The organism is Bacteroides congonensis (assembly GCF_900130125.1).
In the GTDB taxonomy this organism is placed as follows: Bacteria; Bacteroidota; Bacteroidia; order Bacteroidales; family Bacteroidaceae; genus Bacteroides; species Bacteroides congonensis.
This window is the reverse complement of sequence record NZ_FQXY01000011.1, coordinates 55,604-80,765: the sequence shown is the minus strand read 5'-3', so window position 1 is coordinate 80,765 and position 25,162 is coordinate 55,604. Positions and strand designations below refer to the sequence as shown.

Sequence of the window (25,162 nt, the reverse complement as noted above, 5' to 3'; positions counted from 1 at the left end):
TTCAATCTTATAAAGGAATCCTGTTTTTTAACTCATATAAAGAACGGCATCTACCTAAAAAAACTAATACTATATTTCTGAAGTCCCGCAAGTTTCTGCATGGTTTCTCCTCCTTCCTGAAGCCATGCGGAAGGCAGCATATGCGAAACTCAAATTAATTATCCGATTTCTCTTTCAAATCCTTATAGCGTTTCAAAGCTTCCAGATAGTAATAATCGGCATAATTCAACGGCGTATCAATTTCGCTGTCGTGCGGGAAACTGCCGACAGAATGAAGCAGGATAAAACCGTGGTTCTCTCCCTCTTTCGCCAGATATTCTTCGGACGACAGTTGTTTCAGGATATTTTCCGCATAACGGAAATATTCCTCCCCTTGTTTCTTGTCCCCATATCCGCTCAGTTCCAGTAATGCGGAAGCTGTTACAGCGGCGGCGGAAGCGTCTCTCGGCTCATCCGGTATCTTGGGCGCGTCATAATCCCAGTAAGGAATATAATCATTTTCCGCCGGACGGTGGTCGATAATAAAACGGGCTATTTTATGGGCGGCATCCAGGTAGTTCTGTTGTTTGGTGAAACGGTAACACATGGTGTAACCATACACTCCCCATGCCTGACCACGTGCCCAGGCGGAAGAATCGGCATATCCCTGAAAAGTTCCTTTTGATTCCACCGTATCACTGTCCGCCGAATAACTTACCACATGATAAGAAGTCATGTCCGGTCGGAAATGATTCTTCAGCGTCTTGTCGGCATGGGAAATAGCAATATCACGATACTTAGGGTTATTGGTCTGTTCCGAAGCCCAGAACAGCATTTCGAGGTTCATCATATTATCAATAATCACCGGATAACTCCAGTCGCCGAAGTCCCATGAACGAATCAACCCTACTTTCGGGCTGAAACGGGAGCAAAGGCTTTCGGATGAATGAACAAGAATCAGACTGTCAGCCGGCTCCGGTTTCAATCGAAGGCCTTGCCCGTAACTGCAAAACATCATAAAACCCAAATCGTGATTCCCCGTATAATACTGCATATCCTGCAGGCGGTTCGTGTACTTCCGCGCTTCCTTTGCCAAAGCCTCATCACCGGTCAACTCGTATGCCAACCACATCGAACCGGGGTAGAAACCGCTTGTCCAGTCCGTGGGATGTTCCAACCGGTATTTTCCCTCTTTTATCGAACGGGGGAAGCAGGCGGTGTCCGGCTCATCCTTCAATTGTTCCGCCATATAGAGCAACTGATGCCCGGATGTTTTTACTGCATGGTCGAACCATTCCATCTCATTTCCTTTCGGAGCATTGCAGGCAGTCAGGAAAGCAAGACTTCCTACAGCCAGTAAAAGTTTGTTTTTCATTGTTATAATTCTACTATTGTTGATGCAGGCAAAGGTAAGGCTATGCGGAGAAACAGAGTTTATATATCTTCTTTTTCATTTCCGTTTCTATTTCAACGGACTTTGATTTCGTCCAAAACTGTTTCGTTTTTATCTTTTATACAAAAAACAGCACGGATTCCACAATTCCTTCCATTTACTTTCAGGAAGTTAATCCGCTCCCCCCTCAAACACACATCATGTAGAAACTTATAACCTATAACACTGAAGGAAATAGCAACTAATTATAGTTCCTCACATACCCGCATTTCCATACCTTTATATACCACTACAATCTTGTGCAACTGCGTAGAGCCGACGGCTTGTTTCACCGTATCGGTATCCGCATAGCGATTGACCTGTACGATGGCTTCCTGACGCAGTTCCTCCACACAGGTTTCTGGATCTTTATATTTGGCGTATTTCAACTCAACAATGTAGCTATGCTTCATGTCGGGATAGATGTCGAGCAAGGGACAAAGGAAAATGTCTACGTAGCCTGCTTGCGTGTCTTGTTCGGAGATAGGGCGATAGAAGCGGTTCTGCGCAGTCATGGCAAGAGTGAAGCCGTGAACGAAAAATTCGCCTTTCTGCTTGTCGCGCTGGGAAGCGTAACGTTTCAGGCAGTCGGCAATGTAGCCAAAATAGGCTTTCCAGTCGCCTCGATAAGCGAGTTGGCTAGAGAGTTCACTCTTTTCGTAACTGCTGAAACTCAAGTCGGCATCATTGTATGTACTCAGCAAATAAGTGTAAAGTTGTTCCTGAACCACTATGTTAGGGATGGTCAGTTTGGTTTTTCCTTCATGCATTCCGCTGATGGTGAGCATGCCGAAATAGTAGAGCAGGCTTATGAAGTTGTCCGGATGGGTGATGTTGATGGCAGGGAAACCTTTCTTTAACTCGCCGGTGATGAAGCCTTGGCTTACTAGCGTTTGAATGACAGAAGCATCATGAGCAAACTCTTTGTCCTTGCGGATAAGCATACGTAGCTTTTCGTAGTCGATGCGGATATTATCTTCTACCATATCTTGGGGAACTTTGCCGCGCATGATGTAGTTTTTAACGAAGTAGAGCACCATATTAGAATTGTACATAGTGGTATCTCCGTAACATTCCTGTGCAAAACAATAGTTATCATACCACGGTTTCATTATTTCAATCAGTTCATCTACGCTATGCTGGAAGGGACTGTTGGTTGAATAGTAAGTCAGCATTTCGCGTACTTCTCCTTCAGTGAATCCCATCATTTCATTAAATTCCGATGTAAGCGAGTAATTCGTGCCGATATTGAAGCCGCTGGTGAGGTCGTCCATCGTCACAGGGCTGACACCGGTAATGAAGCAACGCTTGATGCTGGAATCCGTCCCTGTCTTTACTTTGTTGAAGAAGGCACGCAGATAGCCTTCGCCGTGTGTTTCATTGGTGTAGCGGTGTAGGCTATCGGCATCGGAAAGGATAGCGTTAGTGAAGTGGTCGTACTCGTCAATGAAAAGATACATTTTCTGTCCGGCACGTTCGCAGGCTTGATAGAGGTAATCCAATTGTTCTACGGCTCCACTAACTTGGTAAAATCCTTCCAGCGTGCCTTGAGGCAGAAGGTCGGCATATTTCTTGCAAAAGTTCTCGAAAGTGATTCTGCAATGAGCATCCAGTCCGTTGCGATAGTTGTTTAGCTCACCGATAATACCGGAGAAGTTAAGATAAAGCACCAGATAACTGTTACGGTCGGGAGTGGGATACTTTCCGATATAGAGATCACCGAAAAGGGTATCGAATTTGTCCTTGGTATACACGTCATAGTATTGTCTCAGCATATTCAATGTAAGACTTTTGCCGAAACGACGCGGACGGATGAAGAAGAAATAGCGGTCGGCCTGTTCTATCATGGAGATGAAACGGGTCTTGTCCACATAATAATAATTCTCGAGGCGGATATCCGCGAAGTTCATCATGCCGTAAGGCAAACGTTTTCTGTCCGGTACAATATATTTCATTGGATCCATTTTCTGTCCTCCTGCTATTTCCTTATCTTAATCAACTGTTTTACAAACTTCCACACACAAAGATAGTGAAAGTTATTGTCGAGAGAAGGTATCCGAGTATATTTTTAAGCATTATAGGTAGATTTTATCTCATACACGAAAGAAAAAGATAACCTCTCCCTAGAGACAAGTGTAAAAATAGAATTAATACCTTTTGCACGAATAAACACCCTTTTATATCATGCTGTTCAGTTTTCTTTTATATATTTGCAGGGTCTGAATGGAAAAGCGACAAACTTCCCGGACAGGCATGCATTATTATAATAAGAAAAGAAAGCGTTATCAGCTTCATCCTAAAAAACGAAAATCGCCAAAATTTCGACCGACAAAGGATGGAACAGTATGATGCTTCCGTTGTTGTATGTATCTGCACCCTTGCAAAAGGGTGCACACATATATACTATCAGCGTGGGGTGTTTATTCGGTTCATCTTGTAGGTCTGGTGTTTGGCGATACCACGTTTTTTGATGAACAGTATAGAGTTCCTCACGCTTTTTAACTAACGGAAGCCCGCTGCCACAGGGGAACAGGTGCAGGCGTATTACAAGCACAGACTGTGGAAACCAAATTCAAAGACATTTATATCGGAAAACTCATACAGCAGAAAGTAGACGAACGCGGTATCAGCTATGCGGAATTCGCCCGGCAGATACATTGTGCACGGACTTCCCTCTACCACATCTTCAACAGCAAGAACATAGATGTAGAACGTCTTTTGCTCATCTCGGAAGTACTTCAATACAACTTCATCGAGGAAGTCTATCTACGGAAACTGAAATCCACGGACGAGAATATACCTTGCATAGTAATCCCTTTCAAAGAGAAAGGCATCGACACCTCACAGCTTCCGAACGAACTACTGGAGTGGTTGAAGCAACAATTGTTGTAGCAAAAAAGGTCACATCCGTACAAGATACCGACACTTTCCGCAGCTTTCATCTTTTACAATTGACCTACCTTTGCAGCGATTATTATCAAGCATTGGAATGAACAGATTATATAACATCATCCTTATCAACGGAAAAGTTCTTTTAAGTATCATAGCCCGGCTATCGTTTCTCCTGACACCGGAAAGCAAACTTAAAAAATTCGCCAAAGGGCAACAAGGGCTGATGAAACAGATTCAGGCTGAAATGTCCTGCCGCAGAGATTACGCAACTCCCGTCATTTGGCTGCACGCTTCTTCTTTAGGAGAATATGGTGTCGCCCGTCCCATCATAAAGCATCTAAAACAACAAGGCAAATACCGCATCGTGGTGACTTTCTTCTCTCCTACCGGATATGAAGCGTTAAATGTACACCATCCGGAAATAGACCATATCTTTTATCTGCCATGGGATACAGCCAGGAATGCCCGTACATTCATCGAAACGGTTCATCCGCAGAAAGCGATATTCATCATCTCCGAATATTGGGTAAATTACCTGAATGAATTAAGGGTAAGAAGTATCCCGACTTTTCTCATTTCGGCCGTCATCAGCCGGAACGCTCCTTTTTTCAAATGGTATGGCGGATTATTCCGTCCGTCTTTAAAAGCATTCACTCACTTTCTGGTACTAAACAGGCAATCGGGTGAAAACCTGAAGTCACTGGGATATAGAAACTTTAGTGTAATAGGCGACCCACTCTTCGACAATGCCATTGCCGTAGCATCCACCCCCTATCAAAATCCTATCGTCGAGAAATTCACCTACGGAAAAGAAGTCTTTATCGCAGGCAGCGTCAGCGACCGGAAAGACCTGCAACTCGTCTGCCACCTCGCCAACCGCTACCGGGATGTCCGTTTCATCATCGTTCCGCATGAAATAAGCGAGGAAGTCCTGAACGATATCAAGTTCAATCTGGACGGGTATGCACTTTGCTATTCCGAGTGCGATGATAACACTGATTTCAGCGACACCCAAACACTCATCATTGATTTTCTGGGAGCACTTGCCTTCTTATACCGTTATGGGAAATGGGCGTATGTAGGTGGTGGTTTCACCCCTTACCTGCACAGTATCATCGAAGCTACCGTGTATGGCCTGCCCGTAGCTTTCGGCCCGATGATTCAACGAAAAGTGACGCCCAATGAATTAATACAACTGGGCATCGGAAGGGTCGTCCGTTCAGAAAAAGAACTGGAACAATGGTTTGAAGCACTCAAAGACGCGCCCCGACAATTGGAACGAATAAAAAGCACTGCACTGGATTACAGCCGGGAAAACAGCGGAGCCACCTCAAACATTATCCAAATACTGGCATAATCATGAAAAATCGTATTCTGTATAACCTACTCATAAGCCTGTTGCGCTTTGGGGCATTTCTCCCTTTCGGTATTCTTTACCCTATCAGCGACGGAATGTATTTCATCGTCTACTATATCATGAGATACCGAAGAAAAACGGTAAGGGATAACCTGCGCAATTCATTTCCCGAGAAAAGTGATAAAGAACGGGAAAAAATTGAACGGAAGTTCTATAAACACTTCTGCGACTGTATCATGGAAACGATTAAATTACTGCATCTGACTGACAAGGAAATGAATAAACGTATCAGCGTGACGAACGGAAGATTGATAGACCAATTAGCGGAAGACGGAGCTCCCATTATCCTATATCTCGGACATTATGGTAATTGGGAGTGGACACCTGCCGTTACACGCCATTACACCCACCCCGCTCTCAACGGACAAATATACCGCCCGTTACACAATTGCACTATGGAACAAGTGATGCTGACCATACGCTCACGTTTTCACACGCTTTCCATTCCGCAAAAAAGCGCTTTCCGCACCTTACTTAAAATGAAGCAGGAAAACAAACAGTTCCTCATCGGTTTCGTGGCCGACCAACGTCCTAACAGCGGCAACCTATACCATTGGACTACCTTTCTGAATCAGGACACAGCTTACAGCATCGGTGGTGAGGAAATCGGAAAAAGAACCGGCGCGCACTTTGTTTATCTGGAAACGGAAAAAAGGAAAAGAGGATACTACCAAATGACATTCCACCTGATTTCACCACCATGTGACGGGCAAGAATATCCCTATACCCGGCAATTCATGAATATGCTGGAGAACTCTATCAGGCGTGCTCCGGAGTATTGGCTGTGGTCACACAAAAGATGGCGTTTCTCACGCCCTGCCAACAAAAACTTAACAACTTAAAAACAACGTAATATGAGAATTATCTGTGTTATACCGGCACGAGCCGAATCATCCCGTTTTTTTGAAAAGCCATTGGCTTTGATTTGTGGTAAACCCATGATACAATGGGTATATACCCACTGCAAAGCCTGCGAATATTTTGAAGAAGTGTATATAGCTACCGACAGCGAAAAGATAAAAGCGGCCTGCGAAACATTCGGCGCACAAGTCGTGATGACTTCGTCTGACCATGACACTGCCACCGAACGACTTTACGAGGTAGCCACCCGATTGGCCGCCGACCTCTATGTCATGGTCAACGGCGACGAACCCCTGCTGACCGGAAAGTATATCAAACAATGTATTCCCGAGCATCTGGATACGGATACCCTATTCGTATCAAACCTTATGACCGACTTCAGCAATCCGGTAGAAGTAGTGGACAGCACAAATCTGAAAATTGTCACAGCAACAGACCACCGCTGCCTCTTCATCTCACGCAGTCCCATCCCTTACCCTAAAGGAAACATGGACTATGTATATCACAAATTTGTAGGCGTAGGCGCTTTCACCCGCAAGGCACTGGATTTTTACCACAACACCCCGCGCGGCCCGATAGAAAAGATAGAAGAGAACGATTCTTTCCGTTTTATCGAGAACCATGTTCCCATCTATTATTACAATTGCCACTGCAAGTCGCTCTCCGTCGATACTCCTAAAGACATAGAGGGAGTGGAAAAATACTTTAAAGAACAAGGAGAAAGTATATGCGAATAGGGTTTGATGCAAAGAAAATCGTCTCCAACCTGACCGGAATAGGTAACTATAGCCGGAACATTGTCAATGCCTTATCCGCATATCCCGACAACCGGTATGTCCTGTTCGCCCCACAAAAAGGAACTGAAGAATGTTTGCGGGACTTAAAAGAATCCGCTTCGGTTTCCTTTGTCTACCCGTCCGCCCATTCTTCCTTCGGACAAGAATGGTGGCGGTGCCGGGGAATCACCGGAGAAATAGCCAGACAGCAGATAGATATTTTTCACGGCCTCAGCAACGAACTTCCTATGGGTTTGCATAAAACAAAATGCAAATCCATAGTAACCATACACGACCTGATATTCTTGCGCCACCCTGAATACTACAACTTCATCATGCGGCAGATACTCAAAGCCAAAACATACTATGCCTGCCGGCATGCGGACAAGATTATAGCTATCAGCCGACAGACCAAACAGGACATCATGGATTTCTATCATATACCGGAATCCAGAATAGAGGTAGTGTATCAAGGCTGTAATCCGGTTTTTCAGCACAAAGTATCTGAGGACGTACAACTGGCTACTCAAAAATTCTATCAGATTCCGTCACGCTACATCCTATGTGTAGGAACAATCGAACCACGCAAGAACCAGCTTACCCTCGTACGCACCCTACCCGAACTCCGCGAGAAAATACATTTGGTATTGATAGGCAAGTCCACTCCTTACCAACATGTCATAGAAGAAGAAGCACACCGGCTGGGCATACAAGAGCGGGTACACATCTTCAACAGGATACCCAACCGGGACTTGCCTGCCATCTATCAAGGAAGCACCCTTTTCGCCTCTCTTTCATTCTTCGAGGGATTCGGCATTCCCGTACTGGAAGCAATCACTTCAGGAGTACCGGTAATTGCCGCCACCGGCTCCTGTCTCGAAGAAGCGGGCGGACCGGACAGCATTTACTGCGACCCGTCAAATCCCGCACAAATAGCAGACAAGTTTAATGAACTATTGGCATGCCCGGAACGGAGAGTACAAATGATACAATCCGGACTAAAATATGCAAGTTCGTTCAGCGAATCTTCAGTCACCGGACAACTTTTGTCCGTTTATCGCCAACTTCTTCAACGAGAATAAACATTCTACATGAATATACGCTATTTCCTTCAACTTAAAAAAGGGATGAAGAAGGTCCACTTCTTTATCAGAAACTTCAGCCGCTATTTTCTACCGGACGGCCTGTACCGTCGTCAACTGGCACAAATACTAGGTAATACGTCCGCCATCGACAGGAAAGCGGTTGAAGAACGGATAGCCTATTACAACCGTCTGCCGGAAAGACAGGACTATGACCTTTCCAGATGGATTTCTGTCGCAGACTTCCGCTATCCCTTCAAAAAGAAAGAGAAGTTCTCTACTTATTTCTTTGATTTACACCGATACACACGCTATTTCAACCCGCAGTACCGGTTTGCTTACCGGTTTGGCGACATTACCGAAGAAACAGAGGTTCCGGCATTCGTAAAGAGCCGCCCGATAACAGACGGAAACTCCAACTCCGTATTATTAAAATTGAATCAGGTACGCCACTTCGTATTCGTAAAAGACCATAAATCTTTCCGCGAGAAAAAAAACATGCTTGTCAGCCGTAATGTCGTCAGGCAGCCACACCGTAAGCGCTTCCTGGAACTTTACTGCCAACATCCGATGTGCAACATCGGACAAATCAACCGGGATACGGACAACGGACATCCGGAATGGGTGAAAGAATATCTCACCATTCCGCAACAACTGGAATACAAGTTCGTATGTTGTATCGAAGGAAATGATGTAGCCACCAATCTGAAATGGGTAATGGCTTCCAATTCTCTTGCTATCATGCCACGTCCCACCTATGAAACCTGGTTTATGGAAGGACGACTTATAGCGGACTATCACTACGTAGAAATCAAAGATGATTATTCCGACCTTATCGAAAAAATGGAATACTACATCCGCCACCCGGAAGAGGCGGAATACATCATCGGACATGCCCATGAATATATCCGGCAATTTATGAATACCAGACAGGAGACTGTCATCTCATTATCTGTCATGCAGAAATATTTCTATCAGACCAGACAAACAAGCCATAACGTATAGCGCAGTATGAAAAAGAAGAAAACTATCCTCATCATCCGTACATCAGCGCTAGGCGACGTAGCCATGTGTATTCCAGTCATTTACTCTCTGGCCGAACGTTATCCCGACCTCGATATAAAAGTATTGACACAACCTTTCTTCGCCCGCCTGTTTGTCAATGCCCCCGCCAATATTTCTTTTATTTTGGCTGACTGGAAAGGGAAACACAAGGGAGCAAGAGGTATTTGCCGGTTACTTAAAGAACTGCTGATGCACCGTATCGATTGTGTAGCCGACCTGCACAACGTACTACGTTCATGGCTGATAGATGCCTGTTTTCTGTTGAAAGGAATCCCTGTCCGTATCGTAGACAAAGAACGGCGCAAACGCAAAGCTTTGTTATCTTCCGAAAACAGGGAAATAAGACAACGAAACTATGTCCAACGCTATTCGGACGTGTTTGGTAAATTACAATTACCCGTTGTACCGGATTTCACTTCACTTTTGTCCCTTGAAGAACTGAACAGCACTTGTCTTCCTATCCCACAACCGGACGACGGCAAGTGCCTTATCGGGATTGCCCCTTTCGCGCGTTACCAGACCAAGACTTATCCTCTTCCACTGATGGAAGAGGTAATAGGTTACTTGAATGATAAAGGTTACCATCTGTTCCTGTTTGGTTCACAAGGCAAAGAAGAGAAAGTCCTGAAGACATGGGAACAAAAATACAAATCCTGCATAGCACTCCCCGGCTTGCTGACCATCCGGGAAGAACTTTTGCTCATGGGACATATGGATGTGATGTTGACAATGGACTCTGCCAATATGCATATGGCTTCGCTCGCAGGTACACCCGTAGTATCCCTTTGGGGAAGTACCACACCCGCTTGCGGATTTCTCGGTTGGAGACAGAGCGAAAAAGACGCGCTCTGCCTGCATCTGCCTTGTCAGCCTTGTTCCGTCAGTGGAAGAAAAAAGTGTCCCTTACAACATTTCTCCTGCATGATGTCGATTTCCCCAAAAGAAGTATGTAACCGAATAGAATTGAATCTACCGTCCAAAAACGAATGTATATGATAAAAAGAACAGTTACTTATGTTGTCATGCATTATTTGCTATGCCTTTGCATCTTTTTATGTATCCAGAAGCCGCTATTCTTGTTATTCAACTGGAATCACGGTACTTCCGGATGTACGTTTCATGACCTTGCAGCGATATACTATCATGGTTTTGCCCTGGATGCCGCTACTGCCGGTTACCTGACCGTCTTTCCATGGCTTTTGCTGTTAATTTACAGCATATTCCCGGCGTTCAACCCACGTCAGACAATGATTGCGTATGACATCTGTATAGCCATATTGCTAGCCATTACCACATTGGCAGATGCAAGCCTTTATGAATTTTGGGAGTTCAAGCTGGACGCAACGGTATTTTTCTATCTCAACGACCCGAAAAATGCATTCGCCAGTGTATCCGGCTGGTACATTGCGGTCAGAGGGATTGCTATCATACTGCTGGCTACCGCACTCTATTTTATCCTGGCTTTCCCCGCAAACAAAATTAAGTTCCACCTTGCCACCCGCTCAGGAAGAATACCGGCTTTATTGTTCATGCTGCTTGCAGGCGGCTGTCTGTTCGGTGCTATACGCGGAGTACGCATCTGGCCCAACACGCCCGGAAGGGCTTTTTACTCAAAGACAGCATTTCATAACCATGCTGCACTAAATCCGCTTTTCAATATAGCTTATACTTCCATGCAGACTGAAAAGTTCGGTGAACAGTTCCAGTTCTTCCCCCAAGAGAAATGTGAACGGATATATGCGCCCCTGTTTCCACTTCAGGGACAGACTAAACATATTCTAAGAACAACGCGTCCTAATATCCTTGTCGTCGTTCTTGAAGGTTTCGGAGCCTGTTTCATCGAAGAATTAGGCGGACTGAAAGAAGTCGGCTCCAATATCAGCAGAATAAGTAAAGAAAGCGTAAACTTTACCCACTGTTACTGCAGCAGTTTCCGTACAGACAGAGGAATCGTGGCCGCCCTCAGCGGATATTTGGGACAGCCCACTACCAGTATCATGCGTTATTCACACAAGATACAATCGCTTCCCGGATTACCCAAAACCTTAAAAAAGTATGGATATAAGACCGAAGTACTGTACGCCAGCGACATGACATTCTTTAATATGTCCGACTATTTCATTTCAGCCGGACATGACAAATTAATCAGTCAAAATGATTTTCCCCGTTCAATGCGCACTGCCAAATGGGGAGTTCCCGACCACGAAGCTTTCAACCGGCTTTATCAGAACATACAGCAAAAGCAACAACACCCGGAAGAGCCATGGTACACAACATTCCTTACGCTTAGCTCACATACGCCATTTGATGTACCTTATCATAAGTTAAGAGATGAAAAGCTTAACGCATTTGCCTATACTGACAGTTGTTTCAACGATTTCGTGGAACGAATAAAGATAACTCGGGCTTGGGACAACCTGCTGATTGTATGTACAGCCGACCACGGTTTCAATCACCGGGAAATAACATCACCGGATTTTCCACATATTCCGATGCTACTGACAGGTGGGGCAATCAAAGAGCCAGACCGTATAGACGTAATCATGAGCCAGACTGATTTACCGGCAACCATATTAGGGCAACTGGATATTCCTCATGAAGAGTTTATATTCAGCCGAGATGTCCTCGCAGATACTTATACCTATCCTTTCGCGTTCAATACGTTCAATAATGGATTCAACTTCAGAGACTCAACAGGATGTACTGTATATGACAACGTAGCGGACAAAGCACTGACAGGCTCCGACAAACGCAGAGAGGAAACAGGAAAGGCTATCTTACAAACTCTTTATAGAGACTTAAATAAAAGATAATGACGAGAAACAAGATTAACAATCCTATCCTGAACAATAGGCTCCACCAGACACCATGGTGTGTGATTTGCAACCTGGCAAGTGTATATATCTGTTATACAGCCTGCCGGTTTGCCTTCCTGTTTGTAAACTGGGAACTATATAAAGGGAATCTTACCTGGCACTCACTTAGCGAAATACTTTACGGCGGATGGATATTCGACAATTCCGCCATATTCTATACCAACAGTCTCTACCTTTTACTGGTATTGCTACCGTTGCATTACAAAGAAAGAAAACCTGTCAGGGTAATTACCAAATGGTGGTTTCTGCTCAGTAACTCGCTGTGCATCGTCATCAATTTGATGGACGCTGTCTATTTTTCTTATACCCAACACCGTTCCACCGCCATAGTGTTCGATGAATTCAAGAATGAGAGCAACCTGTCCACCATATTCGGCATAGAGGTAGTAAAACATTGGTATCTGGTACTTCTGGCTATACTATTGATTATATTCCTCACAAAACTGTACTGTGATAACCGAAGCGTAAAAAAGGACAAGCCGCTATGGAAGTACTATATACGTCAAGGCATATCACTTCTGATTCTCGTTCCGTTAGCGATAGCCTGTATGCGGGGGACATTCTTCAACACCGCCACCCGCCCTATCAGCATAAGCAACGCACTTCAATATGTAAACCGTCCGGTTGAAACGGGTATCGTGCTCAACACTCCGTTTGCCTTGCTGCGTACACTCGGCAAAAAAAATATCCGCATCCCCCGTTATTTCACCAACCCTGCAGAACTGGATAGTTTGTATTCACCCATTCACCAACCAACAGACAGTGCAGTAGCGCAAAAGAAGAACATAGTAATCCTGATTGTAGAAAGTTTCGCGCAAGAGTTTGTCGGAGCTCTCAACAAGCATCTCGACAACGGGCAATATCAGGGTTACACCTCATTTACCGACTCATTGCTCCGCCATTGCCTCTATTATGAAGAAAGCTTCAGCAACAGCGGTTTCAGTATAGATGCCATGCCGGCTGTATTCAGTTCCATCCCCCGGATGGACAAGCCATTTGTACTGACTCCTTTCTCGCTAAACAGACTTACCAGCCTGCCCGGAATACTGAAAGACTGGGGTTACACTACGGCGTTCTTTCATGGAGCAGCCAACGGTTCAATGGGCTTCCAGGCCTATGCACGCACAGCAGGTTTCAGCAGTTATTACGGACGTACCGAATATAATAAAGATTCCCGTTTCAACGGTGACAAGGATTATGACGGCACATGGGCCATTTGGGACGAACCTTTCCTGCAGTATTACTGTCTGGAAATGAACAAGATGAAAGAACCGTTCATGACCTCGGTATTTACCGCCACTTCCCATCACCCGTTTGCTCTCCCCGAGCAATACAAAAATGTGTTCAAAGATGAAGGTATCTATCCTTTGCATAAATGTATCCGTTATACCGACCATGCGTTAAGACAGTTCTTCGCGACTGCCAAACAGCAACCCTGGTATGAAAATACACTTTTTGTCATTACTGCCGACCATGCCAGTAGCAGGATCACTCATGATGAATATAAGACAGACTTAGGGATATTCCGTATTCCCATACTTTTTTATGATCCGTCAGGTAAAATGCCGGCCGATTGCCACAAAGGTATCGCACAACAGATAGACATCATGCCGACTCTGTTAGGATATTTGGGATATGACAAACCTTATATCGCTTTCGGACAAGACTTGTTCCGAACCAATCCTGCCGATACGTGGGCTTTCAACTGGGATCATATCCCGCAATTCATCAAAAACAATTATCTGCTGCAATCGGATAGTGAAATTATCACAGGTATCTATGATTATCGTTCCGATCCGCTCCTGAAAAAGAATCTTAAAGGAAAACTGCCCGAAGAAGCAGCCATGGAGCGACAAATGAAGGCAATCATACAAAGTTTCATGGAACGTATGGAAGCAGACAGCGTCACCATAAGCCAAGAATAAACTAATAAACTAAATATACCCGCCAACTATGAAAAGAATTGTTATAGAAGCATATGCCATAACCACCCCATATGTAGGTGTAGGCGAATTTTGCAAACAATTGGGCAACGGACTGGGCAAGCAGGCCGCCCTGCTGCGTGAACGGCACGGAATAGAAATCTATTTCATTGTGCCGCCATCTTTCCGTGGATGTTTCGGACATGAAGTACATTATATATGTATGCCGATATTCATGAGGCATCTCCTCACCTTTTATCCATTTAAAACAGACCTTTTTCATATGCCTCACCAATATTGTCTTTTTAAAAATCTCCGGCATGTGACCAAACGCCTGATGACCATTCATGACATCAATTTCATTTATGAAAAACAAGGTAAGAAACTGGGACGTGCCATACAAAGATTCGAACATAAAATCAAGCAAATGGACTATACAAACTACATTTCGAAGTTTGTCAGGGAAGATGCAAACAAGCATTTCCATATTCAAGTGCCGGGAAAGGTTATTTATAACGGCGTGTCCAGTCTGCCTGTTTCTTCCGAAACAAATTCCCAAATAATAAAACAGTTGCCGGATAACTTTCTGTTACACTTATCCAGCCTGCTTCCTAAAAAGAATGTGCATCTGCTTATCGAAATGATGCGTTTTCTTCCTGAACAAAATCTGGTAATAGCAGGAAACTGGAATAGCAACTATGGCAGAACGTTACGGAAAATGATTGAAGAGCTACCCACTCACAATGTATACAGCCTGCCCAATGTCACCGAAAAAGAGAAAGCATACCTATATGCTTCATGCCGGGCTTTTCTATATCCTTCTCTTTGCGAAGGGTTCGGATTGCCACCCATAGAAGCTATGAAATTCGGAAAACCTGTATTTCTGTCAGTTCTCACCAGTCTGCCGGAAATAGGTGGGGAAAATGCATTTTACTGGCACGAACTCTCACCAATATTCATGGCAGAGAAGATAAGGGAAATGTTACCCTTATTCTACAATAACCCAATCTACGCCTCTCTAATGAAACAAAACGCAGAGCGCTTCAACTGGAATAACTGCGTCAACCAATATATACAATATTATCTTGAAATTTTAGCGTCATGAATCAAACTATCGGAATTCTTCATCAAAGTTTCCCATACGGCGGAGCTGAAACGGCCACTTTACGACTGGCTGAAGGACTTTCCCGGCATGGTTATCATATATATGTATTCTGTACAGATTACCGGAAAGACTTAGCGAACCCTACAGAGGACTATTACACCATTCAAATCATGCCGGACTCCATTACTATCAATTCAGAAGAGAATGTCAACTATTTATTGGATAAAATCAAGGAATACGACATTTCAAACTTTTGTATATCCTGCAATGAGTTTATCCCGACCTTATGCCAATTAAAAGAAAGAGGTTGTCCCGCCAAACTCATTTATATACAGCACGGACAACCGTTTTGGGAGAAGGAAAGTCGCTTGGATGCCAGTTTTACAAGGAGTTTTCACAAACTAAAGATTATTTTAATCAACCGGACTAAGGAAAAACTGTTTGGAAGCTATACCAAACGTTGGCAACAACGATATGCCATCATATATGACCATTGTGATTTTTACGTTACTTTGCATCCTCAATATAGCCAAACCATACAAACCGCCATCAAAAGAAAAGGAGAAAAATTTGTAGCTATTCCCAATATGATAGAACCGGGATTCTTATACGAAAACAAAAAGAAACAACTTTTGTACAGCGGACGAATGAGCCGTATGGACAAGAGAGTAGACCGCCTGATTAAAATCTGGGCTCAAATCTATTCCAAAGTTCCTCAATGGGAATTGGTATTAGTGGGAGACGGAAGAGAACTACCGACACTAAAAGCTTTGACAGAGCAACTCCAACTGCCAAGAGTCCGTTTTGAAGGTTGGCAAAAAGACGTGAAGAAATATTATCAAGAAGCCTCAATTATCTGCTTAACTTCAACTTTCGAATCGTTCGGGTTATGCCTGACTGAAGCCATGAGCTACGGTTGTGTTCCAATTGCCTATAATTGTAGCGCCGGAGTTACGGACATCATAATGAATAATGGCATCCTTATTCCAACTTTTCGTCAAGAAGAATATGCAAACCGCCTGGTAGAGTTGATGCAAAATGACAATCTTAGAACTGACCTTCAAAAAAATTCTTTTGCCAGCATACAAAGGTTCTATCCGGAGAACATTATACCGCAATGGATTCGTCTTTTTGAACGATTACCTTTTTCCAATAGCTCATACCTCATATACTAAAAACAAGTGGCAGGCAGATATTTACATAACAATATCTATCTGCCACTTATTTCTATATCGATTATATATTCTTCCTTCACATGTGCATTGGAGATTATCTCACAATATCTTCCGGAAACTTAGCCGGCATCCTCATCCGTTTCCATGTTTCATAATACCAGGTATTCAACTCATTCCCGTTCAGGTCATTCTTGATGAAATATTTCAGATGCAGATAGTCGCCATCCTTGATTTCAAATTCGAGAATATTATCCTGGTTATCCAGCATCGGAAGATGGATATTCTTTTCAATGCTTTCCTTATAAGAATCGTCTGTCAGTTGTTTCCATGTCCCATATCCTGTGATGATGGCATCCGAACCGGGAATGATGGTGAAGTTCACGATTCGTCCGTCGTCACTCAGGACTTTGAATGTATTACTAGGTTTCAACGCTCCCGGAACATCGGGAGATTCCGACACATAATGGCATAGCTGCCAAATGCCTTTCAACTCGGCCACCTTGAATTTGGTTTTCTTCTGGGCCATCGCACCTGTTACCGCCAACAACATTATTGAAAGCATGGTAAAGAAATAGAGCTTTTTCATTGTCGTATTATTTTAGTTAACACTCTTCTATGCGTATGTCCAAATATAAATATTTATTTTGAGAAAATAACAATCAAGGGCATAAAAAAACTCGCATAACCGAAAGATTATGCGAGTTTTACATAAATATACCGAAATATTAGAAATCAGCATTTCTCGGTGTACGCGGGAACGGTATCACGTCACGGATGTTCGACATACCTGTTACGAAAAGTAACAAACGTTCAAAACCAAGCCCGAAACCGGAGTGAGGACATGTACCGAACTTACGGGTATCCAGATACCACCACATATCCTTCATCGGGATATGCATTTCTTCGATACGGGTCATCAGCTTGTTATAATCCGATTCACGTTCGGAACCGCCGATAATCTCACCGATTTTCGGGAAAAGAACATCCATTGCACGTACCGTCTTACCATCCTCATTCTGCTTCATATAGAAAGCCTTGATGTCTTTCGGATAGTCAGTCAGGATAACCGGACGTTTGAAATGTTCTTCCACCAGATAACGTTCGTGCTCGGAAGCCAAGTCTACGCCCCAGTAAACCGGGAATTCAAACTTATGACCTTTTGCTACGGCATCTTCCAAAATCTTGATACCGTCTGTATAAGGCAGACGAACAAAATCATCTTTCAATACACCTTGCAGACGTTCAATCAATCCCTTGTCGAACATATCGTTCAAGAATTTCACATCGTCCGCACAGTTATCCAACGCCCACTTCACACAATACTTGATGAACTCTTCAGCCAAGTCCATATTGTCGATAATGTCGTTGAAGGCAACTTCCGGCTCAATCATCCAGAACTCTGCCAAATGGCGGGGAGTATTGGAGTTCTCGGCACGGAACGTAGGCCCGAATGTATAGATGGCACCCAAAGCAGTAGCAGCCAGTTCACCTTCCAACTGACCGGATACGGTCAGACTTGCCTGCTTACCGAAGAAGTCGTCCTCATAAGAGATGGAACCTTTCTCGTCTTTCTTCAAGTCATACAGATTCATGGTAGTTACCTGGAACATCTGTCCGGCACCCTCACAGTCAGAAGCTGTAATGATCGGCGTATGGAAATAGAAGAAACCCCTGTCATGGAAAAACTTGTGAATAGCAATCGCCATGTTGTGACGAATACGGAACACTGCACCAAATGTATTGGTACGCGGACGCAAGTGAGCAATCTCACGCAAGAATTCCATAGAATGACCTTTCTTCTGCAATGGATATGTGTTATCGCAAGTACCCAGCACTTCGATTTCACGAGCCTGTACTTCCACTTTCTGGCCGGAACCAACTGATTCTACCATTTCTCCGTTCACGCTGATACAAGCGCCGGTGGTAATCAGTTTCAGCATCTCTTCATCGAAATTAGCCAAATCTACTACGACCTGCAAATTATTTATTGTAGAACCGTCATTCAGTGCGATAAAGTTTACTTGTTTGCTACCTCTGCGGGTGCGAACCCATCCTTTCACATTGACCATAGCGCCAATATCTGTGCGCTTCAACAGATCAACAATTTTTGTTCTACCAATCTTTTCCATTTAACTTTTTCTTTTTAGATACAAGAAGACGAGGTTTCAATTGCAAGATTCATTTTTTCCTGCTCTCTTTCCTCGTCCCCTGTCAAGTTGTTATTTATTGACTTATTATTCAAACGAACCCATGCGGAGGTAGTTTACTTCTGCTTCCGTCAGGTAACGCCAGTCTCCGCGACGCAGACCTTTCTTGGTCAGTCCGGCGAAGAATACACGGTCGAGTTTTATTACCTTATAACCCAGTGATTCGAAAATACGGCGAACAACACGGTTCTTGCCGGAGTGAATTTCGATACCTACCTGGTCTTTTCTGAAATCATCTGTATAGCTGATAGCATCTGCATGTATTTCGCCGTCTTCCAACTGGATGCCGGCTGCAATCTGCTCCATATCCGCTTTTGCCAGATTCTTGTCCAACTGAACGTGATAGATTTTCTTCTTCAGGAACTTCGGGTGTGTCAGCTTGGAAGCCAGGTCACCGTCATTCGTCAGTAACAGTACACCGGTTGTGTTACGGTCAAGACGTCCTACCGGGTAAATACGTTCGTTGCAAGCGCCTTTCACCAAATCCATTACCGTACGGCGTTCCTGCGGGTCATCCGATGTAGTAACGGTATCTTTGGGCTTGTTCAGCAGTACGTATACCTTACGTTCGATGCTAACCGGTTCCTCGTGGAACTTCACCACATCCGAGCGTTTGATTTTTGTACCCAATTCAGTAACCACCTCACCGTTTACAGAAACCACACCTGCCGTGATAAATTCGTCAGCCTCACGACGTGAACAAACACCTGCGTTAGCCAGGAACTTATTCAGACGAATCGGTTCGTTCGGATCAACAAACTGTTCCTTGTACTCGATTTGTTTCTTAATGCTGTACTTGGCATTCGGATCATAATCGCCGGTACGAGGACGAGGACGGTATCCGCCCTGACGGTCGTTGTTGTATCTCGGACGATAACCACCACCGCCACCGTTGTTGCTGCGATAGCCGCCGCCTTCGCCGTTATTGAAACGGGGACGATACGGACGGTCGCCGCCTTCACGATTGTAAGGACGCTGCGGACGGTCGCCACCACCTTCGTTATTGAAGCGGGGACGGTACGGACGGTCACCACCTTCACGATTGTAAGAAGGGCGTTGGGGACGGTCGCCGTAAGAGCCACCACCTTCGCTATTGAAGCGGGGACGTTGAGGACGTTCGCCATATGAACCACCTTCACGATTGTAAGAAGGACGTTGGGGACGGTCACCGTAAGAGCCACCACCTTCGCTATTGAAGCGGGGACGTTGCGGACGTTCGCCACCTTCATTGTTATTGAAGCGAGGACGATACGGGCGATCGCCACCTTCACGATTGTAGGAAGGACGTTGAGGACGGTCGCCGTAAGAGCGGTCGCCATAAGAACGCTGCGGGCGTTCTCCACCTTCATTATTGGTATTAAATCGCGGGCGATACGGACGCTCCCCGCCTTCACGGTTGTAAGAAGGACGATACGGACGTTCTCCACCTTCTCTGTTGTAAGACCTGTTACCATCACGGCCGGCACCTGTATTCTCCTCATTGAAAGAATTTTCGCGCCATTCTTCGTTTTCTGTGCTCATTTTTTTATTCGAATAAAATTAGACTTTGGCCTCACGGCCTATTTAAAAAACACGTTTATTGTATAAGTAAACAATTAAAGTCCCGTATAAGTATGCGGGGTTATTGCTCTTAACTCTTTTTTAATCTCTTCGCTTACATTCAATCCTTCGATAAACTCTTTGATAGAACTTTCTGTAATCGCCTGGTTCGTCCGGGTCAAAGCTTTCAAAGCTTCATACGGATGCGGATAAGCCTCACGGCGCAGGATTGTCTGAATAGCTTCCGCCACTACGCTCCAGCAATTATCCAAATCACGATAAATGGCCGGTTCGTTCAGCAGCAGCTTGCGCAATCCCTTCAAAGAACTCTGAATCGCAATCACGATATGACCGAAAGGCACGCCTACGTTACGCAGAACGGTAGAGTCGGTCAGGTCACGTTGCAAACGTGAAACCGGAAGTTTCACTGCCAGGTGCTCCAAAATAGAAGTTGCAATGCCCAGGTTCCCTTCCGCATTTTCGAAGTCGATCGGGTTCACTTTGTGCGGCATGGCGCTTGAGCCCACTTCTCCGGCTTTGATTTTCTGCTTGAAGTACTCCATGGAGATATACTGCCAGAAGTCACGGTTCATATCTACCATGATGGTATTGATACGCTTCATTGCATCAAAAACAGCGGAAAGGTTATCATAGTTCGAAATCTGCGTTGTATATTCCTCACGTTCCAATCCTAGTTTTTCTGCAACAAATAGATTGCCGAATTGTTTCCAGTCATACTGGGGATATGCTACATGGTGCGCGTTGTAATTTCCGGTAGCACCGCCGAACTTGGCAGTAATCGGACAAGCCTTCAACATTGCCAACTGGCGTTCCATACGGTAAACGAATACCATCACTTCCTTGCCCAAACGGGTAGGAGAAGCCGGTTGACCGTGAGTCTTGGCAAGCATCGGGATATCAGCCCATTCTGTCGCATACGTTTTCAACTGTGCAATCAGTTCTTCAACCAACGGATAGTAAACCTGTTCCAGTGCTTCCTTGATAGAAAGGGGAACAGACGTATTGTTAATATCCTGCGAAGTCAGTCCGAAATGAATGAATTCCTTATAGTCATCCATCCCGCCCATCTTGTCAAATTCTTCTTTGAGGAAGTATTCTACGGCCTTCACGTCGTGATTCGTCACACTTTCGATATCTTTAATGCGTTGTGCGTCTGCTTCGGAGAAGTTACGGTAGATATTCCGTAAAGTTTCAAACACGCTGCTATCGACTCCTTTTAGTTGTGGCAAAGGAAGTTCGCACAAGGTGATAAAGTATTCCACCTCTACCTGTACACGGTATTTAATCAGTGCAAATTCAGAGAAATAGGCTGCCAAAGCTTTAGTTTTGCCTCTATATCGACCATCAATCGGGGATATGGCCGTTAATACATCAAGTTCCATACGTTTTCTTAAGATAATTATCAGACTGCAAAATTAACTCTTTTTCCTGAGTTATAAGGCAAAAGGATAGAGAAAGTTTGTATAAAAGCGGTAAGAAATAAAAAAAGTCTCACGAAATACTTCGTAAGACTTCCCTTTTGGTAGTGGGCGTTGACGGATTCGAACCGCCGACCCTCTGCTTGTAAGGCAGATGCTCTGAACCAGCTGAGCTAAACGCCCTTGTTAATGAGCCGGAAGTGTTTCGTTTTTAGTGTGGGCGTTGACGGATTCGAACCGCCGACCCTCTGCTTGTAAGGCAGATGCTCTGAACCAGCTGAGCTAAACGCCCTTACACTTCCGTTTCAAAAGCGATGCAAAGGTACGGCTTTTTTTGAAACCTCCAAACATTTCTCCTATTATTTTTCAAGAAAGTTTTTACCCTTTTGACAAAACTACTGATTATCAACAAATAACAAAAAAAGTTTTTTTTTCGTGCAGATGTCAATTCTTTAAGCTAATAACCGCCGCAACTATTTTATACTTCTGCCTAAGCATACCTTATACTTCTTTACCATTCGTAAATACAAACTTCTTTTCGTCCGAAAGAGATGCATTGAATTCGAATCCTTCCCAAGAGAAATTTTTCAGTTTTTCAGGATTTTCAATCTTATTCTTCAGGATGAAACGTGTCATTTCGCCACGGGACATCTTTATATAGATTACTATCGAAGCCAATTTTCCATTCTTCCACACTTGAAATTCGGGGGTGATGACACGCACTTCTTTCTCCACCCGTTTCCAGTCGAACAGGCCTTTCATCTCGTCACTTGCCAGGTTACAGAGTACTCCACCCGCCTTCTTTATATCTTCTATGAACACATCCGTCAGGCGGGACTGCCAATAAGAGAACATGGTCTGATTTCCCAATTCCGGCAGCACCACGTCGCCTTCCAAACGATAGGAACGAATGGTATCCAACGGCCGCAACAGGCCATAACAGAAAGAGGTCAGTCGCAGGTGTTCCTGCGCATATTCAAAATCATCTTTGGAGAAATCCTTCGCGTTCAGACGTTTGAACACGATTCCGGTGTAAGCCAGCAAAGCGGGGAGTTCAGGCGTTCCTTCCCCATGAAAGGTTTGAAAACGCTTATAATTTTCTACGGCTATCTTCGAATTCACACGCAACAAGCGTTCCAGTTCGTCCACCGAAAACTGGGACATCTGCAAAGCAATCCCCGACGCTTCTTTTTGAAAACGCGGAACTGTATTCAAAGGCACTTTCACCTTTGAAGTCCCGCTCATAGTCTTGGCACAGGATAGAAGTACTAACATGTTTAAATCTGATTTTATCTTTTTAAAGAACAAAAATAAAAAATAAATCGCTTCTCTTACCGGCGGATAGCCAAATTATCCTTATTTTCGCCCGACAATTAACTTTAATCATTTATTAATAACAAAAATCCCCCTTATGAGACACACACTGATCCCCCTGAAAGTGCTATGCCTATTGACAATCTTTTGTCTGACCGGGAATTTATCCCGCGCAGCCGTTAATCCGAAACCGTTCGTAGTTCCCGAACTGAAACAATGGACGGGAAAAGACGGTAATTTTATTCCGGAAACGGACGCGAAAATCGTCTGCACTTCTTCCAATCCCGAACTATTGAGAATAGCCCGAATGTTCGCCGATGATTATCAACAAATGTTCGGACAGGTATTGAACGTGACGGAAGGCAAAGCGAAAGCCGGAGATTTCGTCCTGTCATTGTCGACAGACAAGAAACTGGGACAAGAAGGCTACGCCATCAAAATAGCCGACCGCGTGACGCTCTCCGCCCCGACTCCCACCGGACTTTACTGGAGTACACGCACCCTCCTGCAAATAGCGGAACAGACCACCGACCATCAACTCCCCAAAGGGACTATCCGTGATTATCCCGACTATCCCATCCGTGGGTTTATGATAGACTGCGGTCGGAAATTTATCCCGATGCCTTATCTGCAAGACCTGGTGAAAATCATGGCTTACTACAAGATGAACACCTTGCAAGTCCATCTGAATGATAACGGGTTCAAGCAATACTTTGAACACAACTGGGACAAGACGTATGCCGCTTTCCGCCTGGAGTCTGACACTTATCCGGGACTGACTGCCCGCGACGGTTCTTATTCAAAAAAAGAATTTATTGATTTCCAAAAACAGGCAGCAGCCAACTTTATAGAAATCATACCGGAGATTGATATCCCCGCCCATTCACTTGCGTTCGCCCATTACAAACCGGAAATCGGCAGCAAGGAGTACGGAATGGATCATCTTGACCTGTTCAAGCCGGAAACTTATGAATTTATGGATGCCTTGTTCAAAGAATATCTGGAAGGAGACAATCCCGTATTTGTAGGAAACCGCGTACATATCGGTACTGACGAATACTCGAATGCGAAGAAGGACGTGGTAGAAAAATTCCGTGCGTTCACCGATCATTATATCCGCCTGGTAGAAGGATTCGGCAAACAAGCCATGGTTTGGGGTGCACTCACCCATGCCAAAGGTGACACTCCCGTCAAATCAGAGAACGTCCTCATGAATGCTTGGTACAACGGATATGCCGACCCGGCAACCATGATAAAAGACGGCTACCAGCTTATCAGTATTCCCGATGGAATGGTTTACCTGGTTCCCATAGCCGGATATTACTACGATTACCTCAACGAATCATTCTTATATAACAAATGGACACCGGCGCATATCGGCAAAGCCGTATTTGAAGAAAAGCACCCTGCCATCCTCGGAGGTATGTTTGCTGTCTGGAACGACCACGTTGGTAATGGAATTTCAGTGAAAGATATTCATCACCGTGTATTCCCCGCCCTGCAAACTCTTGCCGTGAAAATGTGGACAGGCAAAGATACGAGTCTGTCTTACGAAACATATAATGAAAAGCGTGCCGCCATCAGCGAAGCCCCCGGAGTCAATCAGATGGGAAGAATCGGCAAGAGCCCCGCATTAGTCTATGAACGTTCCACAGTTACTCCCGGCAGTACGTCCGATTATCCTGAAATCGGCTATAACTATACGGTAAGTTTCGACATCACCGGAGCACTGGAGAAAAGCGGAACAGAACTATTCCGTTCACCGAACGCCGTCTTCTACCTGACAGACCCGATTCGCGGCATGATGGGTTTTGCACGCGACGGTTATTTGAATACTTTCCCATATAAGGTGAATCCGGGAGAGAAGGCTACGGTTCAGATTGAAGGTGACAGCCGTAGCACTACACTTAGAGTGAACGGAAAGGTAATTGAAGAAATGAATATGCAGAAACTTTACTTCAATGCGGGAAAAGATTCCATGAACTATATCCGCACATTGGTTTTCCCGTTGGAAAAAGCCGGAGATTTCAATAGCCGGATAGAAAATCTAAAGGTATATAATTACTGTGTAAACAAATAAT

Annotated in this window: 19 protein-coding genes and 2 tRNA genes; 12 read left to right on the top strand and 9 right to left on the bottom strand. The window is 44.5% G+C overall.

Features of this window, described 5'->3' with window-relative positions:
• Positions 1-154: 154 nt before the first annotated feature.
• Positions 155-1,354 (bottom strand): glycoside hydrolase family protein, encoded by a 1,200-nt coding sequence (locus BQ7997_RS17880; RefSeq protein ID WP_044653749.1) that lies wholly within the window; start codon positions 1,352-1,354, stop codon positions 155-157.
• Positions 1,355-1,617: 263 nt separating this feature from the next.
• Complete coding sequence (locus BQ7997_RS17875; RefSeq protein ID WP_073347534.1) at positions 1,618-3,375, bottom strand: ATP-binding protein; 1,758 nt, start codon at positions 3,373-3,375, stop codon at positions 1,618-1,620.
• 595 nt (positions 3,376-3,970) lie between these two features.
• On the opposite strand from BQ7997_RS17875, the gene BQ7997_RS17870 reads away from it, so the two are divergent.
• The 11 genes from BQ7997_RS17870 (at position 3,971) to BQ7997_RS17820 (ending at position 16,582) form a co-directional block, all read left to right on the top strand.
• The gene (locus tag BQ7997_RS17870) at positions 3,971-4,303 is read left to right on the top strand and encodes a helix-turn-helix domain-containing protein (protein WP_073347533.1); all 333 of its coding nucleotides are present in this window, start codon (positions 3,971-3,973) and stop codon (positions 4,301-4,303) included.
• A 97-nt stretch (positions 4,304-4,400) separates the two neighbouring features.
• The gene (locus BQ7997_RS17865; RefSeq protein ID WP_083589298.1) at positions 4,401-5,660 is read left to right on the top strand and encodes a 3-deoxy-D-manno-octulosonic acid transferase; all 1,260 of its coding nucleotides are present in this window, start codon (positions 4,401-4,403) and stop codon (positions 5,658-5,660) included.
• A gap of 2 nt (positions 5,661-5,662) precedes the next feature.
• Complete coding sequence (locus BQ7997_RS17860) at positions 5,663-6,562, top strand: lysophospholipid acyltransferase family protein (protein ID WP_073347532.1); 900 nt, start codon at positions 5,663-5,665, stop codon at positions 6,560-6,562.
• 12 nt (positions 6,563-6,574) lie between these two features.
• Positions 6,575-7,318, top strand: coding sequence for a 3-deoxy-manno-octulosonate cytidylyltransferase (locus tag BQ7997_RS17855; RefSeq protein WP_073347531.1), 744 nt, complete (start codon positions 6,575-6,577; stop codon positions 7,316-7,318).
• Entirely contained in the window at positions 7,309-8,439 is a 1,131-nt protein-coding gene (locus BQ7997_RS17850) for a glycosyltransferase family 4 protein (protein WP_073347530.1), read from the top strand. The genes BQ7997_RS17855 and BQ7997_RS17850 overlap by 10 nt, the downstream gene beginning before the upstream one ends.
• A gap of 45 nt (positions 8,440-8,484) precedes the next feature.
• Positions 8,485-9,444: a glycosyl transferase family 90 gene (locus BQ7997_RS17845; RefSeq protein ID WP_073348436.1), complete on the top strand. Its 960-nt coding sequence runs from the start codon at positions 8,485-8,487 to the stop codon at positions 9,442-9,444.
• 6 nt (positions 9,445-9,450) lie between these two features.
• Positions 9,451-10,500, top strand: coding sequence for a glycosyltransferase family 9 protein (locus tag BQ7997_RS17840; protein WP_073347529.1), 1,050 nt, complete (start codon positions 9,451-9,453; stop codon positions 10,498-10,500).
• Positions 10,497-12,317 carry an LTA synthase family protein gene (locus BQ7997_RS17835; RefSeq protein ID WP_235817321.1) on the top strand — a complete coding sequence of 607 codons (1,821 nt, stop codon included), beginning with the start codon at positions 10,497-10,499 and terminating at the stop codon, positions 12,315-12,317. The genes BQ7997_RS17840 and BQ7997_RS17835 overlap by 4 nt, the downstream gene beginning before the upstream one ends.
• Positions 12,317-14,305, top strand: a complete 1,989-nt coding sequence (locus tag BQ7997_RS17830) for an LTA synthase family protein (RefSeq protein ID WP_083589296.1) — start codon at positions 12,317-12,319, stop codon at positions 14,303-14,305. Before BQ7997_RS17835 ends, BQ7997_RS17830 begins: the two co-directional genes overlap by 1 nt.
• A 28-nt stretch (positions 14,306-14,333) precedes the next feature.
• Positions 14,334-15,407, top strand: a complete 1,074-nt coding sequence (locus BQ7997_RS17825; RefSeq protein WP_073347528.1) for a glycosyltransferase family 4 protein — start codon at positions 14,334-14,336, stop codon at positions 15,405-15,407.
• Positions 15,404-16,582 (top strand): glycosyltransferase, encoded by a 1,179-nt coding sequence (locus BQ7997_RS17820; protein WP_073347527.1) that lies wholly within the window; start codon positions 15,404-15,406, stop codon positions 16,580-16,582. Before BQ7997_RS17825 ends, BQ7997_RS17820 begins: the two co-directional genes overlap by 4 nt.
• A gap of 94 nt (positions 16,583-16,676) precedes the next feature.
• Here the strand turns inward: BQ7997_RS17820 and BQ7997_RS17815 are convergent, their stop codons facing one another.
• From BQ7997_RS17815 to yaaA, 7 genes are all read right to left on the bottom strand, one after another.
• Positions 16,677-17,168: a DUF4488 domain-containing protein gene (locus BQ7997_RS17815; protein ID WP_073347526.1), complete on the bottom strand. Its 492-nt coding sequence runs from the start codon at positions 17,166-17,168 to the stop codon at positions 16,677-16,679.
• 139 nt (positions 17,169-17,307) lie between these two features.
• Entirely contained in the window at positions 17,308-18,711 is a 1,404-nt protein-coding gene (gene asnS, locus BQ7997_RS17810; protein ID WP_073347525.1) for an asparagine--tRNA ligase, read from the bottom strand.
• A 105-nt stretch (positions 18,712-18,816) separates the two neighbouring features.
• On the bottom strand, positions 18,817-20,310 hold the full coding sequence (locus BQ7997_RS17805; RefSeq protein ID WP_073347524.1) for a pseudouridine synthase: 1,494 nt from the start codon (positions 20,308-20,310) through the stop codon (positions 18,817-18,819).
• 74 nt (positions 20,311-20,384) lie between these two features.
• On the bottom strand, positions 20,385-21,731 hold the full coding sequence (gene purB, locus BQ7997_RS17800) for an adenylosuccinate lyase (RefSeq protein ID WP_073347523.1): 1,347 nt from the start codon (positions 21,729-21,731) through the stop codon (positions 20,385-20,387).
• Positions 21,732-21,875: 144 nt separating this feature from the next.
• Positions 21,876-21,950 (bottom strand) — tRNA-Val (locus BQ7997_RS17795).
• A gap of 34 nt (positions 21,951-21,984) precedes the next feature.
• Positions 21,985-22,059, bottom strand: a tRNA-Val gene (locus BQ7997_RS17790).
• Between the two features lie 209 nt (positions 22,060-22,268).
• Positions 22,269-23,042 (bottom strand): peroxide stress protein YaaA, encoded by a 774-nt coding sequence (gene yaaA, locus BQ7997_RS17785; RefSeq protein ID WP_073347522.1) that lies wholly within the window; start codon positions 23,040-23,042, stop codon positions 22,269-22,271.
• A gap of 136 nt (positions 23,043-23,178) precedes the next feature.
• On the opposite strand from yaaA, the gene BQ7997_RS17780 reads away from it, so the two are divergent.
• Positions 23,179-25,161: a family 20 glycosylhydrolase gene (locus BQ7997_RS17780; RefSeq protein WP_083589295.1), complete on the top strand. Its 1,983-nt coding sequence runs from the start codon at positions 23,179-23,181 to the stop codon at positions 25,159-25,161.
• The last annotated feature ends 1 nt before the right edge of the window (position 25,162 follow it).